This is a genomic window from Ilumatobacteraceae bacterium, from assembly GCA_033344875.1.
In the GTDB taxonomy this organism is placed as follows: Bacteria; Actinomycetota; Acidimicrobiia; order Acidimicrobiales; family Ilumatobacteraceae; genus Ilumatobacter.
The window spans coordinates 1530401-1546339 of the sequence record JAWPMO010000001.1; the positions used below are offsets into that span (position 1 = coordinate 1530401).

Sequence of the window (15939 nt, forward strand, 5' to 3'; positions counted from 1 at the left end):
CTCAGTGGCCCTCGAAGGTCTTGTCCATGAGCTCGGCGAGCTCCTGGTCGTGAACGGCCTTGGAACCGGTCGCCGGGCTACCGGACTCGTGCCGTGCGATGTGCCGCAGGTCGTAGCCGAGGTCCTTGACCCGCCAGACGTGGTGCTCGATGAAGTTCCAGGCGCCCATGTTGGCCGGCTCCTCCTGCAACCAACGCAGTTCCTTGGCGTTCGGGTACTGCTCCTGGACGACGCGGAGCATCTCGGTCGTCGGCAACGGGTAGAGCTGCTCGACACGAACGATCGCGACCGGGGCATCGCGTTCGTCGCGAGCCGCCATCGCATCCCACGCCACCTTGCCGGAGCAGAACACCACCCGCTCGACGGCGGCGGGATCGGCGACGTTCGGGTCGTCGAGCACCTCTTCGAACGAGCCCGTGGTGAGCTCGTCGATGTGGGAGCGGGTCTGCTTCATGCGCAAGCCCTGCTTGGGAGTGAAGAGGATCAGCGGCGTGTGCCGCTCGCTGTGCACCTGGCGACGGAGCAGGTGGAAGTACTGCGCCGCCGTCGTGGCGTTGCACACCTGCATGTTGTCTTCGGCCGCGAGCGTGAGGAAACGTTCGATCCGGGCCGACGAGTGCTCGGGCCCCTGCCCCTCGTAACCGTGCGGGAGGAGCAGCACGACGCCATTGCGCTGGCCCCACTTGTCTTCGGCGGCGACGATGTACTGGTCGATGATGACCTGTGCGCCGTTGATGAAGTCGCCGAACTGCGCTTCCCACATGACGAGCGCTTCGGTGTTGGAGTGGGCATAGCCGTACTCGTAGCCGAGCGCCGCGTATTCGCTGAGCAGGGAGTCGTAGACCCAGTAGTTCGCCTCGGCACCCTCGAGCCCGGCGAGGGGGATCCAGGGGACTCCGGTCTCGAAGTCGACCAGGGCGGCGTGGCGCTGGCTGAACGTCCCGCGCCGGGAGTCTTCGCCGGAGAGCCGGACCGGATGGCCCTCGAGGATCAGCGAACCGATCGCGAGCGACTCGGCCGTCGCCCAGTCGAGATCGTGGTCGGCGTCGAACTGCTGGTTGCGCAGCTCGAACTGTTTCGCCAGCTTCGGGTGCGGCGTGAACCCGTCGGGGTACGCCGTGAGCTGCGCGAAGATGCGTTCGAGCGTGTCGCGGTCGACGCCGGTCTGGATGTGCGGCAGCACGCCGGCCGGTTTGGGCGGCGGCGGCACCTTGTGGACCTCGGACGCCTTCGAGCGGGTCTCCTCGAGCGCGACCTGGAGCTTGCTCTGGAAGTCGCTCAGCGCCTGCTCGGCCTCGTCGACGGTGATGTCACCGCGCTTGACCAGCGTCTCGACGTAGAGCTTGCGCACGCTGCGTCGCTCGGCGATCGCCTGGTACATCAGCGGCTGCGTGTAGCTCGGGTCGTCGCCCTCGTTGTGACCGTGGCGGCGGTAGCACACCATGTCGATCACGACGTCCTTGTGGAACTTCTGGCGGTACTCCCAGGCGAGCCGGGCGACCCGAACGCACGCCTCGGGATCGTCGCCGTTGACATGGAAGATCGGCGCCTGCACGGTCTTGGCGACGTCGGAGCAGTACAGCGACGAGCGGCTCATCTCCGGTGCCGTGGTGAAACCGATCTGGTTGTTGATGATCAGGTGGATCGTGCCACCGACCCGGTAGCCCGCGATGTCGCTCATCGCGAGGCACTCGGCGACGACGCCCTGGCCGGCGAACGCCGCGTCGCCGTGGATCAGCAGCGGGAGGACCGAGAACGCACCGATCGGCTCGATCTGGTCCTGTCGGGCCCTGACCATGCCCATGACGATCGGATCGACGGTCTCGAGATGGCTCGGGTTGGCCGCGAGTTCGATCGGGATGTCGGCGCCGGTCGGGCTCTCGTACTTGCCGGAGGCGCCCAGGTGGTACTTGACGTCGCCGGAGCCCTGGACGGTGTTGGGGTCGACGTGGCCCTCGAACTCGGAGAAGATCGCCTCGTAGCTCTTGCCCATGATGTTGGACAGCACGTTGAGTCGGCCGCGATGCGCCATGCCGAGCACCGCGCCCTCGAGGCCCTCGTCGGCGGCGCCGGACAGGATCTCGTCGAGGATCGGGATCGCCGACTCGGCACCCTCGATGCCGAACCGCTTGGTCCCGACGTACTTGGTGGCGAGGAACTTCTCGAAGGCCTCGGCGGCGTTGAGGCGCTCGAGGATGCGGTCCTTCTGCGCCTTGGCGAAGGGTGGCGGCTTGACCTCGACGTGCTCCTGGATCCACTTCTGCTCTTCGGTGTTCTGGATGTGCATGTACTCCACACCGATGGTGCGGCAGTACGCATCGCGCAGGACGCCGAGCAGATCGCCGAGCGTCAGCTTGTGGGTTCCGCCGACGTCGTCGGTGAGGAACTCACGGTCGAGGTCCCAGATGGTGAGGCCGTAGGTGGCCGGGTCGAGCTCGACCGGCATGTGCGGTTGCTTCCAGTGGAGCGGGTCGAGGTCGGCGATGAGGTGACCGCGCACGCGGTGGACGCGGATCAGCTTCGCGACGGCCATCTGCTTGGCCAGCATCGCCTCTTCACGATCGAGCGGGTTGAGGTCGGGACGCCATTTGACCGCCTCGTACGGCATGTCGAGGTCGGTGAAGATGTCTTCGTAGAAGCCGTGCTCACCGAGCAGCAGCTCGTGCATCCGCTTCAGGAAGAGCCCGGACTCGGCGCCCTGGATGATGCGGTGGTCGTAGGTCGAGGTGATCGTGATCACCTTCGACACGCCCATCGCCGACAGGTTGCGACGGTCGGCGCCTTCGAACTCGGCCGGGTAGTCGATGCTGCCGACCCCGACGATGACGCCCTGACCGGGCATCAGCCGCGGTACCGACTGGACGGTGCCGATGGTTCCGGGGTTGGTCAGCGTGACGTTCGCACCGGCGTAGTCGTCGATGGTGAGCTTGTTGTTCTTGACCTTGCGGATGATCTCCTCGTACGCGGCGAGGAACCCGTTGAAGTCGAGTTGATCGGCGTTCTTCAGCACGGGGACGATCAGGCTGCGGGTGCCGTCGCCGTTGTCGACGTCGACCGCGAGGCCCATGTTGACGTGCTCGTTGCGGACGACGCGCGGCTTGCCGTCGGAGCCGGTCGCGAAGCCGTTCTTCATGTTCGGGACGGACTCGGAGATCGACCGGATGATCGCATAGCCGATCAGGTGGGTGAAGCTGACCTTGCCGAGGCCCGAGCGGGCGCGGTAGCCGTTGATCACCCTGCGGTTGACCTCGAGCAACTTGGCCGGGATGTTCCGGAAGCTGGTGGCGGTCGGCACCTCGAGGCTGGCCGTCATGTTGCGCACGATCGCGGCGCCGACACCCTTGATCGGCTCGCCCGGCTCGTCGGCGGGTTCGGCCTTGGCCTTCGGCGTCGCCTCCGGGGCGGGTGCCGCAGCGGGTGCAGGTGCCGGCGCGGCGGCCGTCTCCGAGGCAGGGGCGTCGGCCGCCGGCGCCTCATCGGCGGGTGGAGCCGTGGTCGTCTGTTGTGAGTGCGCCGGGGCGCTCACCGACCGGTAGTCCTCGAAGAACTCCTGCCAGGAGTCGCCCACCGAGTCGGGGTCGGCACGGTATTGCTCGTACATTTCCTCGACGAGCCAGGAGTTGGCCCCGAATCCCGAGCCGTTGGAGTCTGATGCAGCCATCGGTTCCGATGGTATCCCGCCTCCCCCTCCACCACCCGAAACAGCGCCAAGACTCCTCCGATCTGGCAGCATGTGCGGATGCAAGCGGGCCAAGACGACCACTCGGGAGACGACCTCACCTCCCCACCGAGTGACGACACACCGATCGCACCCCCGCCGACCGAACCCGCCGGTCCGGTCCTCCCCCGGTCCGAGGTGACCGCTCCACCGTCGATGATGGCGACGGTCGCCACACCCACCCGGGGCGGCGACACGTGGTACCGCAGCGACCAGGACCGGTTCCGCAGCGTGCATCGGCGGGCGAACCCGTGGTATCGCCGGCTCGCCCGCGGGGTGATCGGCCTGGCGTTCCTCGCCGCCGCCGGGATCGGCCTGTTCTTCGCCGCACGGCTCGTCCAGGACTTCCTCGACCGTGACCGGCTCCCGGCGCAGGGCGTCGACCTGCCCGAGATCCGGTCGACCAGCTTCGAACTGCGTTCGACCGCGCCGGCGCCGCAACTCGACGGCACCCTCACGCTCGACGCGGCGACCAAGGCATTCGAGTTCATCGGTCGCGGCACCGGTTCGCAGGCCGGGATCCAGGTCGTCAGCCCCGACGGCGCCACCGTCTACATGCGCGTCGGGGCCGGCAACTGGGAGCGGCCCGTCGGCGGCGAACAGATCGTGACCGACGTGACGACGGCCGTCGCATACCTCGCCGACGACGACAGCGCCGACGACATCCTCACCTCACAGCTGCGGCGTGGGTACGTGGATCTCCTCGACCGCACCGAGATCGGCACCGACGACGAGGTGCGTCAGTACGAACTCCGCCTCGACACCCGCTCGTTCGAAGACGACTTCCCGCTGCAGTACTCGCAGTTCGAGCAGCGGGCGATCCCCGGCGTCCAGTCGGTTCGCGGGCTCCTGGTCACGATCACGCTCGACGACGACGACGTCCTGGTCGGCGTCGACGACGCCGGCACGAACTGGTCGTGGCAGCGGCTCGCCTACAGCGATCAGCCGTTCGCCCCGATCGACCCGGCCGACGACCTGTTGGGCAACACGATCGAGATCACCGACGGCACCGTCGGCGACGGCTGAACGCCGGTCCCGGCGACGTCCGACGGAGCGTCAGATCCGTTCGAGAGCACCCTCGGCGAACAGCGGGGTGATCGCGTAGCGCTCGGCGTCGGCACGCATCTCGTCGTCGGACGGCACACGCAACTCCCCCTCGGCGGCAGCGATCGCGAGCGGGAGCAGCCGAGCGTCGCTGCTCGTGTTGAGGAACAGGTCGTCGTTGCCCAGTACGTAGCGAACCGCCCGATCGACCGCGTCGGCGTCGGTGAGCGGTTCGTACCAGCTGAAGTGCGGCTGGTCCGGCCGCGCCCAGCGGCCGCGAGCGATCGCCTTGATGGTCTGCACGGCGACGTTGCGCTCGGCGCACATCGTTCGGAGCGACCCGACGTCGGACCGATACGCGTCGCTCTGCATCAGCGAGAAGTTGTAGGGAAGGAGCACACTGTCGAAGTCGAACTCGGCGAGGCTCCGTGCGTGCATCCCGGCGATGCGCAGGCCGTGGCCCGTCACCCCGATGCCTCGGGTCAGGCCTTCGTCGCGGGCGGCCGCCAGCGCGTCGACCGCGCCGTCGGGCGCGAATGCAGCAGCCCATTCGTCGGCTTCGACCAGGTTGTGGAGTTGGATCAAGTCGACGTGGTCGACGCCGAGACGCTCGAGCGAGCGCTCGAGTTCGGCCCGGGCGTCGCTGCCCGATCGGGCACCGGTCTTGGTGGCGAGGAAGAACCGGTCGCGATGGTCGGAGAGGAACGGTGCCAGCCGCAACTCGGAATCGCCGTACGACGCCGCGGTGTCGAGATGATTGATGCCGGCGCGATCCACGATCTCGAGCGTCGCGTCGGCGCGCTGCTGGCTCATGGCGCCGAGCGCCGCTGCGCCGAAGATGACACGGGTCGACGAGTGGCCGGTGCGGCCGAACGGCGTGGTGGGGATCACGCTCCGCACCGTACCACCGCGTTATCACCACTCTTCGTAGTACGTTCGCTACTTGAAGCGAAATTCTTGACATTCGGGGGTGGATTCGCGGGGACATTCACCTTAATGTGTGGTTGTTGACACGTTCTTGACATTCGCCCGACTCACGAGGACCGCCCCATGATCACCACGGAGACCACCCGAATCCACGAAGGATCACCACGGTCGTCCGGCGCCACCACTCGACCGGGTGCCACGGCGAGTGCGATCGCGCAGTTCGATCGCCTGACCGATCGGGCGACGGTCGCCGCGGTGGGCGTCGCCCTCCATCACTTCATCGATCCGCTGGCAGCAGCCCCGGATCTGTCGCTCCACCGGGCCACGACCGTCCTGACCAAACAGGCGCGTCCGCTGATCGACCGCCCCGACGGGCTCGACGCACTCCGCGAACTCGTGATCGACCCGCGGCGGGTGGCGATGCCCGACGGCCGCACCGCCGCCGAAGTCTGCGGCGACGCCTGGGATGACGTCCGTGCCGTCGCCCTCGACCGGGCGAACTCGGCCTGTGAGGGGGCCGAGACGTTCGGCCAGATGGCGCTCCTCAACCTGGCCGTGATCCGGGGCGTGAACGCCCGCCACCCGTGGTGGGGCACCGCGGCCTGGGGACGCCACGTCGACATCTGGGCGTTCAGCCGGGAGCCGTCGCGCCGTCAACGCGCCAGCGTGCTCGCCGACCCCGAGCTCGCACCCGACGACGTGCTGCTCGACGTGCTCAGCGCCTGAGTCTCGTCGCCGGCGCCGACGTGTTCACGAGGTACGCCCCGGACACGGCGATCGAACTGCCGATCACCGCCAGTGCCTCGACCGACTCACCCCGGAACACGACGCCGAGGAACAGCGAGACCGCCGGGATCAGGTAGGTGGTCGATGCCGCACGGGTGCCCCCGTAGCGACCGGCGTTCGACGCCATCTGGACGAAGGCCAGCCCGGTGCCGAGCGCCCCGAGCACTGCGACCGCCACCGCACTCCGCCAGACGAACTCGGATTCGCCGATGCCGGCCAGACCGAGTGGAGCGGTCAGCACGAACGCGACCGCGAGGCCACGCATGATCACCGGCAGCGAACCCAGACGACGCTGGACCGGGCCGGCCAGGTTGAGGGCGATGCCGTAGCAGCCGAGCGCCCCGAGGATCATCAACACACCGCCGGCACTCGAGCCGCCGTCCGACCAGGACGGCAGCGCGATCAACACGATGCCGGCCAGTCCGACGAGCAGACCGATCTGCTGGCGTCGCGGTGGGAACGCTGCCACGACGACCGCAGCGACGGCCGCAGTGAAGATCGGGTTGGCTCCGTTCAGCATCCCGGTCACGCTCGACGAGACCCGCTGCTCGGCGAGCGAGAACAACGTCAACGGCAGCGCCATCCACACGAGGCCGAGCGTCGCGATCATCGGCCACGCATCACGCGGCACCGGCCGCCTGGCAGCCGGAACCGCCGCCAACACCGTGAGGCCGAACGCGATCCGCATCCACGTGACGAGGTACGGCGAGAACGCGTCGAGTCCTTCGGCGATGAGGAAGAAGCTCGATCCCCAGATCAAGCCGGGAATCGCGATCGCGACCCAGTCCATCGGTCCGAGCTCGACGTCTTCCGGGGCGACCGGAGGGCTGGTGGACGGTGCGCTCATCGTGCCCGGCACGCTATGTCCGGAACCCGACCGGTGCCTGGAGGGTTTCGGACCTCGTGTCCGGCCCGACCCGCCGCGAACTCCTCCCCGTCCGATACGACCGGTGTGCCAACGTGACGTCATGCCCGACCAGCACCTCGACCCGACGGTCGCCGCCACGTACGACGCCCGCGTGGCCGACCGATTCGACCCTGACCTGCTCGCGGCCACCACCGGCCGCCTCGCCGAACTGGCCGGTGGCGGCGCAGCGCTCGAATTCGCGATCGGTACGGGCCGGGTCGCGCTGCCGCTGACGGAGCGCGGCGTGGAGGTGCACGGCATCGAGCTCTCCGAACCGATGCTCGCCGAGCTCCGGGCCAAGCCGGGCGGCGACTCGATCCCGGTCACGGTCGGCGACATGACATCGACGCCGGTCCCCGGCACGTTCTCGCTGGTGTACCTCGTGTTCAACACGATCGGGAACCTGACCACGCAGGGGGCCCAGGTCGCCTGCTTCCGGAACGCTGCGGCCCACCTCGAGCCGGGCGGACACTTCGTGATCGAGGTCGGCGTGCCCGACCCGCCGCGGCGCCACGAGCCCAGCCGCTTCCGTCCGTTCTCGGTCACCGACGATCACATCGGGATCGACGAGTACGTCGACCCCGTCGACCAGGTGTTCGTCTCGCACCACTACCGACCGAACGACGAGGAGGGGGCGCGGGTCTCCGGGCGCTTCCGCTACGTGTGGCCGTCCGAGCTCGATCTCATGGCGCAGCTCGCCGGTATGCGCTTGCGGCACCGGTGGGGCGGTTGGGACGGCGACGTGTTCACCCACTCGTCGCCGAGCCACGTCTCGGTCTGGCAGCTCTCGGCCTGACCGGCGTCACCTCCTCGGCCGGTCGTGCGAGACTTCCCACGTGGCCCTGATCAGCGAGACCGACGTGGAGACGTTCGAACGCGACGGCGCCGCCGTGCTCCGGGGCGCGCTCTCGCCCGACTTCATCGAACAGCTCGCGGCCGGCGTCGAGTACAACCGCACCCATCCCAGCGAGTGGTCGCACCGGTACACCAATCCCGACGAGTCGGTGGGGTTCTGGACCGACTACGTGACCTGGCCGAACGTGCCCGAGTACCGAGCGGTCGTGTTCGAGAGCGGACTGGCACGTGTGGCCGCCCGGTTGATGCGATCCGACACGGTGCGGTTCTTCCACGAACACGTCCTCGTCAAGGAACCGGGCGCGTCCGAGCGGACGCCGTGGCACCACGACCAGCCGTACTACTCGGTCGACGGCGACCAGAACGTCAGCATGTGGATCGGGCTCGACCCCGTCCCCCACGATCGGGCCGTGCGCTTCCTGGCGGGTTCGCATCGCTGGAACCGGTGGTTCATCCCTCGCAAGTTCATCGACCACACCCCGTACGCGCCCGAGAGCGACCGCTACGAACTGCTCCCCGACATCGACCGGATGATCGCCGACGAGCCCGACACCTACCGGACGGTCTCGTTCGACACCGAGCCCGGCGACGTCGTCGTGTTCCACTACCGCACGTTGCACGATGCGCCGGGCAACGCGTCGACGGCACGACGCCGCCGTGCGGTCAGCCTGCGGTGGGTCGGTGACGACGCCCGGTGGGCCGAGCGCCCGTGGCAGGTCTCACCGCCCTACGAGGCCGACGGGCTGTCGGTCGGTGACGAACTCGACGACGCCCGATTTCCGCTCGTCGTCTGAGCCGGCCGGCCGCCACCCGCTGACGGCCTCGATCGCGATGAGCGATACGGTCGCGGACATGAGCAAGCCGGTGCTGCCCGATGGTCTCGTCGTCGTCGTCAAGCGCGACTGCGAGACCTGCCAGACCGTCGTGCCGGTGCTGCAACAGCTCGCCGGGCTGACCCAGCTCACCGTCTACTCGCAGGACGACCCCGACTTCCCCGGCGACCCGGCGGCGATCCACGACGAGGACCTGGCGGTCAGTTGGCACCACGAGATCGAGACCGTGCCGACGTTGATCCGGGTCGACGGCGGCGCCGAGGTCGACCGCACGTTCGGGTGGCTGCGAACCGCCTGGGAGGAGTTCACCGGGTTCGACGGACTCGGTCAGGGTCTCCCGCCGATGCGACCGGGGTGCGGGTCGAAGAGCGTCGACCCCGACCTCGTCGACGAGCTCGCCGTCCGGCACGGCGGCAGCATCCTGCGCTCGCGTCGGATCGAGGTCGCGGAGGCCGAGGACGACATCGAGATGATGTTCACCCGCGGATGGAGCGACGGGCTCCCCGTGGTGCCGCCGACCGAGGAGCGCGTGATCAAGATGCTCGGGGGCACGACACGTCCGCCCGACGAGGTCGTCGCGAACGTGCCGCCCGACCTGATCGACGCGACGGTCGAGAAGGTCGCGATCGCTGCCGTGATGGCCGGCTGCCTCCCCGAGTACCTGCCATGGGTCATCACCGCGGTCGAAGCCGTGTGCAACGACGAGTTCAACATGCACGGGCTGCTCGCGACCACGATGCCGGTCGGCCCGGTGCTGGTCTGCAGCGGGCCGGGCACCCGCAAGATCGGCATGAACTCGGGCATCAACGCCCTCGGTCAGGGCAACCGCGCGAACTCCACGATCGGGAGGGCACTCCAACTCGTCGTCCGCAACATCGGCGGTGGACGCCCCGGTGAGGTCGACCGTGCCGCCCACGGCAACCCGGGCAAGATCGGCTTCTGTTTCGCCGAGGCCGATCACGAGTCCCCGTACGGCACGCTCGCGGCCCAGCGCGGGCTCGACGGCGACGTCGACGCGATCACGGTGTTCGCCGGGGAAGGGCCGCGCGGCATCGTCGACCAGATCTCGCGCACACCCGAGAGCCTCGCCAACACCCTCGCCCACCAGTTGCAGGCGATGCACCATCACAAGCTCGTGATGGCGTTCGACGCGATCCTGGTCATGGGCCCCGAGCACGCCAGGGTGTTCGCCGATGCGGGCTGGGATCGCGACCGCATCGTCTTCGAACTGCACGTGCGGCTCACTCAACCCTTCGACGAACTGGTGCGCGGGGCCGGCGGCATCGAGGAGGGCATTCCGGCCCAGGCGGCCGCCGGTTTCCTCGCGCCCGACACGTCGGCCGGGCCGACCTCGCTCCCGAAGTTCCGACCCGACGGACTCATGCTCGCCTACGCCGGGGGCGGTGCCGGCCTGTTCTCGTCGATCATCCCCGGATGGGTCAACGGCGAGACCGGCTCGAAGCCCGTCACCCGAGCAGTGCAATACTGACCTGCAGCACCGAACGTGAGGATCCCACCATGAGCACCCGCACCATCCTCGACCCCACCGGCGAACAGTCCGTCGCCGAGCGGGCGCGACTCGCCCGGCCGGCATCGCTCGACGGGCTCACGGTCGGACTGCTCGACATCTCCAAACCGCGCGGCAACGTGTTCCTCGACCGGATCGAGCAGCGGTTGGTCGGGATCGGAGCCAGCGTCAAGCGCTACAAGAAGCCGACCTTCGCCAAGCCGGCGCCGGTCGATCTCCGCCACGAGATCGCCACCGAGTGCCAGGTCGTGATCGAGGCACTCGCCGATTGAGGCAGTTGCACGTCGTGCAGTGTGCACGACATCAGTGATCTCGAACTCCGCGGTCTGCCCGGGGTGTTCGTCGCCTCCGACCAGTTCGTCACCGCAGCCGAGTCCCAGTCCAAGTCGCTCGGCTACTCGGCGATGGCGCGGGTGTTCACACCCCACCCGATCCAAGACCGGACCGACGACGAGATGATCGCCTACGCCGACGCCGCGTTCGACCAGATCGTGAGTCAGATCACGGCCGGTTGACGGCGGTGTGTGCGGACCTCGTACACGCTCGGGTCGGTCGTCGGATCATCGCCGTCGTGAACGAGCGTGTCGTGCTGCACGGTGAGCAGGTAGCACTTCGAACGACGACGCACGACGACCGGGGTGCGCTCGTCGCGATCAGGTCGACCGACGAGGTGTATCGGCGGTGGCGGGGCGACGACCTCGAGGCCGAGTTCGATGCCGATCTCACGGACGGCGACGTCCACCGTTTCACGATCGTCGCGTCGAACGGCCGGATCATCGGCCTGATCCAGTACACCGAGGAGACCGACCCGGAGTACCGCCACGCGTCGATCGACATCTACATCGACCCGGCCGTCCATCGTCGAGGCCATGCGACCGACGCCGTCCGCACACTGGTCGACCACCTCTTCGATGAACGAGGACATCACCGGCTGACCATCGACCCTGCGGCCGACAATCGAGCGGCGATCGGCTGCTACTCGAAGGTCGGTTTCCGTCCGGTCGGCATCCTGCGCTCGTACGAGCTGCGAAGCGACGGAACGTGGGCTGACGGGCTCCTGATGGACATGCTGGCGAGCGACCGCAGCTCGCGGTGATCCGTCAGGCCCGGCTCACGGCAGGGTCAGACCGGTGGGTCCGGAGACACACAGCCCGTCGGCGACGAGGTCGTCGACGAGACGGGCCGCAACGCTCGCGTCGCGCTGCATGATCGTGGCGACCCGGTCCTGCCCGACGGGCCCATCGGACAGTGCTTTCATCAGTCGGCCCCTGGCCTGACGATCGCTCCCCTCGAACCGGGCCTGTTTGCCGCTCACGCCGCTCGAGCCCACCGCGGGGTCGGGGCCGGCGCCGCCCGCCCACGCGCACATCGCCCGGACCGGGCACTCGTCGCAGGCCGGGTTCGTCGGTCGGCACAGCACCGCACCCAGATCCATCAGGCACTGGTTCCATGCCCAGGCGTCGCCGCTGGGGCAGGCGTCGTCGGCCATCGCCTGGACCCGTTTCGGCGTCAGCCGCTCCCCCGCCACCCGGGCGTACACGCGGGCGATGTTGGTGTCGACGACGGCCGCGTCCAGCTCGAACGCGAACGCCATGACCGCCCGCGCCGTGTACCGCCCGATGCCGGGCAAGGCCAACAATCCGGGGAGGTCGCGGGGGAAGCCACCGAGCTCGGTCACCTGCTGCGCCGTGGCGTGCAGGTTGCGGGCCCGGCGCGGATAGCCGAGCCCCTGCCACTCGCGCAGGACGTCGCCGAGCGCCGCACCGGCGCACACGGCCGGCGTCGGGAACCGCACCAAGAACGCCTCCCAGCGAGGGATGACCCGGGTGACCTGGGTCTGCTGCAGCATCACCTCGCTGACCAACACCTCCCACGGGTCGCGAGTTCGGCGCCACGGCAGATCGCGCAGGCGGGGTGCGCCCCAAGAGAGCACCGTTCCGGTGAAGTCGTTCACCGCTTGCGGTTGCGGCGCCACCGCTCGAACCGCTCCTGCTGACGCTGGATCGGCGTGGTCGGCGGCCGCCGGATGAGTTCACCGGTGTCGTCGCGGGTCGGGAACCGCAGCTGGAAGTCGATCTTCGACTCGCCGCGCCTCGTCTCCTCCTCGGCGAGGTCGCGCAGCCGGATCAGACGGTCGCGCCGCTCGATCGACCACGGGCCCACGCGCAGCGACAGGTAGAGCAGACCGCCGAGCAGGATCGGGAAGAAGAACTGGGCGAACCGGTACGACGCGACGCCGAGCGTCGCCCGTCGAGCCCCGGCACCGAAGCCGGTCAGCATCGCGACGTAGCCGGCGTCGACGTACCCGAGTCCGCCCGGGGTGATCGGGATCGCGGCCACCACGTTGGCGATGCCGAACGCGATGATCAGCGCGTCGACGTCCATCGTGATGTTGAACGCTCGGAGGAACACCCACAGCGCTGCGGCGTCGAACAGCCAGTTGAGCGCCGCCCAGAACGCCACCCGGCCGAGCAGCGTCTTGTCGCTGATCAGCTGTTCGAGCCGCTCGGCGACACGGTGCAGCACCACGGCCGCCTTGTCGTCGTCCATCCGCAGCTTTCGGGCGATCCAGCGGATGATCCGTTCGGATCGACCCTGCCCCTCCATCAAGCCGAAGACGAGTGCAGCAGCGAGCCCCATCACGATCACCCCGGCGAGCGCCGCCGAGCCGTAGAACGCGTTGACCCCGCGGATCGGGATCGACACGATCAGCGAGAACCACAGGATCATGTTGAGCACGACGGCCGATCCGAGGCCGACGGTGGCGAGCGCGAACCCGGCGTCGGGTCCCGACACGCCCGACAGCGTCATCAGGCGGTAGCCGAGCGCCGAACTCGCCGCACTCCCGCCCGGCACGATGCTCGACAGCGCACGGGTGCTCATCTGGATCCGGAACAGGCGCCAGTGCGAGAGCGGCTCACCGGCGTCGCCGAGCGCAGCCTTCATGAGCGGTGCGTAGCAGTAGAGCGCGACGAACTCGAGGCCGAGTCCGAGCACCAGCAGGAACGGTTCGACCCGGCCCAGCTCCGACCATGCGTTCGTGAACTTCGGGATCATCGGGATCACGAAGTAGTAGATGACTGCGGCGAACGCGAGCAGCTTCAGCGTGAACCGGAAGCGCCGCGGACTGGTCGACTTGCCGCCCGAGTCGACCAGGGGCAGCTCACCGGTCAGCAGCACACGCTCGCTGGATGGGTCGTTACCCGGAGAGGCGGAGGAGTTGGTCATCGGCACACGGTCGCTGGGCACGGCGACCGGATCAGCCTATGCGGTGATCGGAACGGCGGCGATGAGGGCGTCGAGTTGTTCGACGAGATGACGTCGGACGCCCACGTCGGTCTTGCCGAGGTGTACCACGGTGAGTTCTCGGTCGGGGACGACCACGATGAACTGGCCCTCGTACCCGTGGGCGGCGATCGACCCGGCGTACTGCGGCCACATCCACCACTGGCGGCCGTAGTCGAACCCCTTGGTGAGGTCGTCGGTCGGGTCGTGTGCGACGAAGGTGCGCCCGTGGTCGGCCCACCCCTCGGGGAGGATCCGTCGACCGGTGCGCGTGACCCCGTCGTGGCGGTAGAGCTCACCGAACCGGGCGAAGTCGCGAGCGGTCGCGTAGACGAACGACGAACCCACGAAGGTGCCGGCGTCGTCGAACTTCGGGATCGCCGACGACATGCCGACCGGCTCGAACAGCCGCTCGCTCAGGAACCGCTCCATCCCATCCCGACCGCCACCGACGATGTCGCCGATGATCCTCGTGATGATGTTGGTCGTGCCCGACGAGTAGTTCCAGACGGTGCCCGGCTCGTGGACGAGCGGCAGCGCCGCGGCGTAGCCGGCGTGGTCGGCCGCACCCTCGCCGAACAGCATGGCGATGCAGTGCGAGGTCTCGCCGTCGACGTAGTCCTCCACGAACTCGAGCCCCGGACGCATCTCGAGCAGATCGATGATCCTGATCTTCGCCTTGTCGGTGCCCTGCCATTCCGCGATCGGAGCCGGGGCCTCGAGGTCGATGCGACCGTCGGCGACGAGCACGCCGACCGCGGCGTGCGTGATCGACTTCGCCATGCTCCACGAGATGAGGGTCGATTCGGCGTCGAGGTCGACGGCCGGCCCGAAGTCGTTCGGCGGTTGCGTGCCGTACCGCTCCGCGGCCACCTCGCCGCGGTGCATCACCACCGCCGCGAGGCTGATCCCCTGCTCCTCCGGACGGGCGAAGATCTCGTCGATGCGGCGCTGCAGCGTCATACCCGGAAGCTAGACGTTCGCAAACGGACGGTTGGTGCCGGCCATCACGAGTTGTGCCAGGAGGTCGAGCGGATAGGTGAGGCTCTGCAAAACCTGGCCGCTCGACACTCCCAATGGATACGGGGAGGAATCAGCGGAATCAAAAGGAGCGGAGCGACCTATCCGCTGATCCTCCAGGCACAACTCGTGATCAGTCGGCGGCGATGAGCGCGACACCGACCAGTGCTGCCACGAGTCCGACGCCCTGGCGTCGCGTGAGCCGCTGCCGCATGAACAGCCAGGCCAGGCCGACCGCAACGGCCGGGTACATCGAGCCGGCGACGATCACCGGCGCAACCGGTCCCCGTTGTCCGCCGTACACGGTCGACGCGACACCACAGGCGCCGAACACACCGGCCAGCAGGCTCCAGCGGACCGATGCGAGATCGGCGAACGGTCGACGACCGGTCGACAGCCCGAAGCCGACGGCGAGCACGAACGCCGTCACGCGTTGCGCGGCGACCGGCCAGGTGCCCGATTCCTCCGACGTGGAGATCGCGACCACGAACATGACGGCGAACGCCACGCCCGCCACCGAGCCGAGCACGACCCCCGCCCGAACCTCGTCGCCGGTGTCGCTGCGACGCCGGTTCCACGAGGTGAGGACCAGGGCGACGATGCCCACGACGAGGCCGGCCCATCCGAGACCGCCAGGGGCGTCGCCGCGCAGCGCCTCGTAGATGACCGGCAGCCCGGTCGAGAACACGGCGGCGACGGGCGCGGCGACGCCGATGCTCGACCGGGCGTACCCCTGCCAGAGTGCCGTCAGCGCCACGGCGGCGGCGACGCCGGAGATCGCACCCAGCCAGAGGTCACGCGCCACGAGGGTTCCCAGCGCCGGCGAGAAGGCGGCCACCGCGACCGCACCGCCGAGGAACGCCGCTGTCGTGGTCTGCAACGCCGTCGTCCGACCCGCCGACCGTGCACCCAGGAAGTCGGACGATCCGATCAGCAGGGCCGCCAGCAGGCCGTAGACGACGACAGGCACCGGCGGAACCTACCGCGACCGGGCAAGATGAGCGTCGGTCGGCGGTGACCCAACCGAACGCACCGC

General features: G+C 68.7%; 14 protein-coding genes. 7 read left to right on the plus strand and 7 right to left on the minus strand.

What is annotated here, in order from left to right; all coding sequences use genetic code 11:
• Position 1: 1 nt before the first annotated feature.
• The gene (locus tag R8G01_07265; protein MDW3213776.1) at positions 2-3661 is read right to left on the minus strand and encodes a multifunctional oxoglutarate decarboxylase/oxoglutarate dehydrogenase thiamine pyrophosphate-binding subunit/dihydrolipoyllysine-residue succinyltransferase subunit; all 3660 of its coding nucleotides are present in this window, start codon (positions 3659-3661) and stop codon (positions 2-4) included.
• A 78-nt stretch (positions 3662-3739) separates the two neighbouring features.
• Between R8G01_07265 and R8G01_07270 the strand changes: the two genes are divergently transcribed.
• Positions 3740-4744: a hypothetical protein gene (locus R8G01_07270; GenBank protein ID MDW3213777.1), complete on the plus strand. Its 1005-nt coding sequence runs from the start codon at positions 3740-3742 to the stop codon at positions 4742-4744.
• A gap of 30 nt (positions 4745-4774) precedes the next feature.
• Here R8G01_07270 and R8G01_07275 read toward each other — a convergent pair whose 3' ends face one another.
• A complete protein-coding gene (locus tag R8G01_07275; protein ID MDW3213778.1) occupies positions 4775-5653 on the minus strand; it encodes an aldo/keto reductase in 879 nt (292 codons plus the stop codon).
• Positions 5654-5812: 159 nt separating this feature from the next.
• Between R8G01_07275 and R8G01_07280 the strand changes: the two genes are divergently transcribed.
• Complete coding sequence (locus R8G01_07280; protein MDW3213779.1) at positions 5813-6415, plus strand: hypothetical protein; 603 nt, start codon at positions 5813-5815, stop codon at positions 6413-6415.
• On the opposite strand, the gene R8G01_07285 is transcribed toward R8G01_07280, so the two are convergent.
• A complete protein-coding gene (locus R8G01_07285) occupies positions 6405-7322 on the minus strand; it encodes a DMT family transporter (protein ID MDW3213780.1) in 918 nt (305 codons plus the stop codon). The genes R8G01_07280 and R8G01_07285 overlap by 11 nt on opposite strands.
• 121 nt (positions 7323-7443) lie before the next feature.
• Here R8G01_07285 and R8G01_07290 point away from each other — a divergent pair, with 121 nt between their 5' ends.
• The 5 genes from R8G01_07290 to R8G01_07310 are packed head-to-tail and all read left to right on the plus strand — an operon-like array spanning position 7444 to position 11694.
• Positions 7444-8178 carry a class I SAM-dependent methyltransferase gene (locus tag R8G01_07290; GenBank protein ID MDW3213781.1) on the plus strand — a complete coding sequence of 245 codons (735 nt, stop codon included), beginning with the start codon at positions 7444-7446 and terminating at the stop codon, positions 8176-8178.
• 40 nt (positions 8179-8218) lie between these two features.
• Complete coding sequence (locus tag R8G01_07295; GenBank protein MDW3213782.1) at positions 8219-9031, plus strand: phytanoyl-CoA dioxygenase family protein; 813 nt, start codon at positions 8219-8221, stop codon at positions 9029-9031.
• A 58-nt stretch (positions 9032-9089) separates the two neighbouring features.
• Positions 9090-10559: a thioredoxin gene (locus R8G01_07300; GenBank protein MDW3213783.1), complete on the plus strand. Its 1470-nt coding sequence runs from the start codon at positions 9090-9092 to the stop codon at positions 10557-10559.
• Between the two features lie 29 nt (positions 10560-10588).
• Positions 10589-11113 carry a UGSC family (seleno)protein gene (locus tag R8G01_07305; GenBank protein MDW3213784.1) on the plus strand — a complete coding sequence of 175 codons (525 nt, stop codon included), beginning with the start codon at positions 10589-10591 and terminating at the stop codon, positions 11111-11113.
• 56 nt (positions 11114-11169) lie between these two features.
• Complete coding sequence (locus R8G01_07310) at positions 11170-11694, plus strand: GNAT family protein (protein MDW3213785.1); 525 nt, start codon at positions 11170-11172, stop codon at positions 11692-11694.
• Positions 11695-11709: 15 nt separating this feature from the next.
• Here the strand turns inward: R8G01_07310 and R8G01_07315 are convergent, their stop codons facing one another.
• The 4 genes from R8G01_07315 to R8G01_07330 all read right to left on the minus strand — a co-directional run bounded on the left by R8G01_07315 (position 11710) and on the right by R8G01_07330 (position 15873).
• Entirely contained in the window at positions 11710-12552 is an 843-nt protein-coding gene (locus R8G01_07315) for an A/G-specific adenine glycosylase (protein MDW3213786.1), read from the minus strand.
• Complete coding sequence (locus tag R8G01_07320; protein MDW3213787.1) at positions 12549-13826, minus strand: lysylphosphatidylglycerol synthase transmembrane domain-containing protein; 1278 nt, start codon at positions 13824-13826, stop codon at positions 12549-12551. The genes R8G01_07315 and R8G01_07320 overlap by 4 nt, the downstream gene beginning before the upstream one ends.
• Before the next feature lie 36 nt (positions 13827-13862).
• On the minus strand, positions 13863-14846 hold the full coding sequence (locus R8G01_07325; protein ID MDW3213788.1) for a serine hydrolase: 984 nt from the start codon (positions 14844-14846) through the stop codon (positions 13863-13865).
• Between the two features lie 190 nt (positions 14847-15036).
• A complete protein-coding gene (locus tag R8G01_07330; protein ID MDW3213789.1) occupies positions 15037-15873 on the minus strand; it encodes a DMT family transporter in 837 nt (278 codons plus the stop codon).
• Positions 15874-15939 lie beyond the last annotated feature (66 nt).

What these genes read in the sequence shown, in the direction of transcription:
- R8G01_07265 (MDW3213776.1), bottom strand. Translation starts at nt 3,661, where the DNA reads ATGGCTGCATCAGACTCCAACGGCTCGGGATTCGGGGCCAACTCCTGG.
- R8G01_07270 (MDW3213777.1), top strand. Translation starts at nt 3,740, where the DNA reads ATGCAAGCGGGCCAAGACGACCACTCGGGAGACGACCTCACCTCCCCA.
- R8G01_07280 (MDW3213779.1), top strand. Translation starts at nt 5,813, where the DNA reads ATGATCACCACGGAGACCACCCGAATCCACGAAGGATCACCACGGTCG.
- R8G01_07285 (MDW3213780.1), bottom strand. Translation starts at nt 7,322, where the DNA reads ATGAGCGCACCGTCCACCAGCCCTCCGGTCGCCCCGGAAGACGTCGAG.
- R8G01_07290 (MDW3213781.1), top strand. Translation starts at nt 7,444, where the DNA reads ATGCCCGACCAGCACCTCGACCCGACGGTCGCCGCCACGTACGACGCC.
- R8G01_07300 (MDW3213783.1), top strand. Translation starts at nt 9,090, where the DNA reads ATGAGCAAGCCGGTGCTGCCCGATGGTCTCGTCGTCGTCGTCAAGCGC.
- R8G01_07320 (MDW3213787.1), bottom strand. Translation starts at nt 13,826, where the DNA reads ATGACCAACTCCTCCGCCTCTCCGGGTAACGACCCATCCAGCGAGCGT.
- R8G01_07325 (MDW3213788.1), bottom strand. Translation starts at nt 14,846, where the DNA reads ATGACGCTGCAGCGCCGCATCGACGAGATCTTCGCCCGTCCGGAGGAG.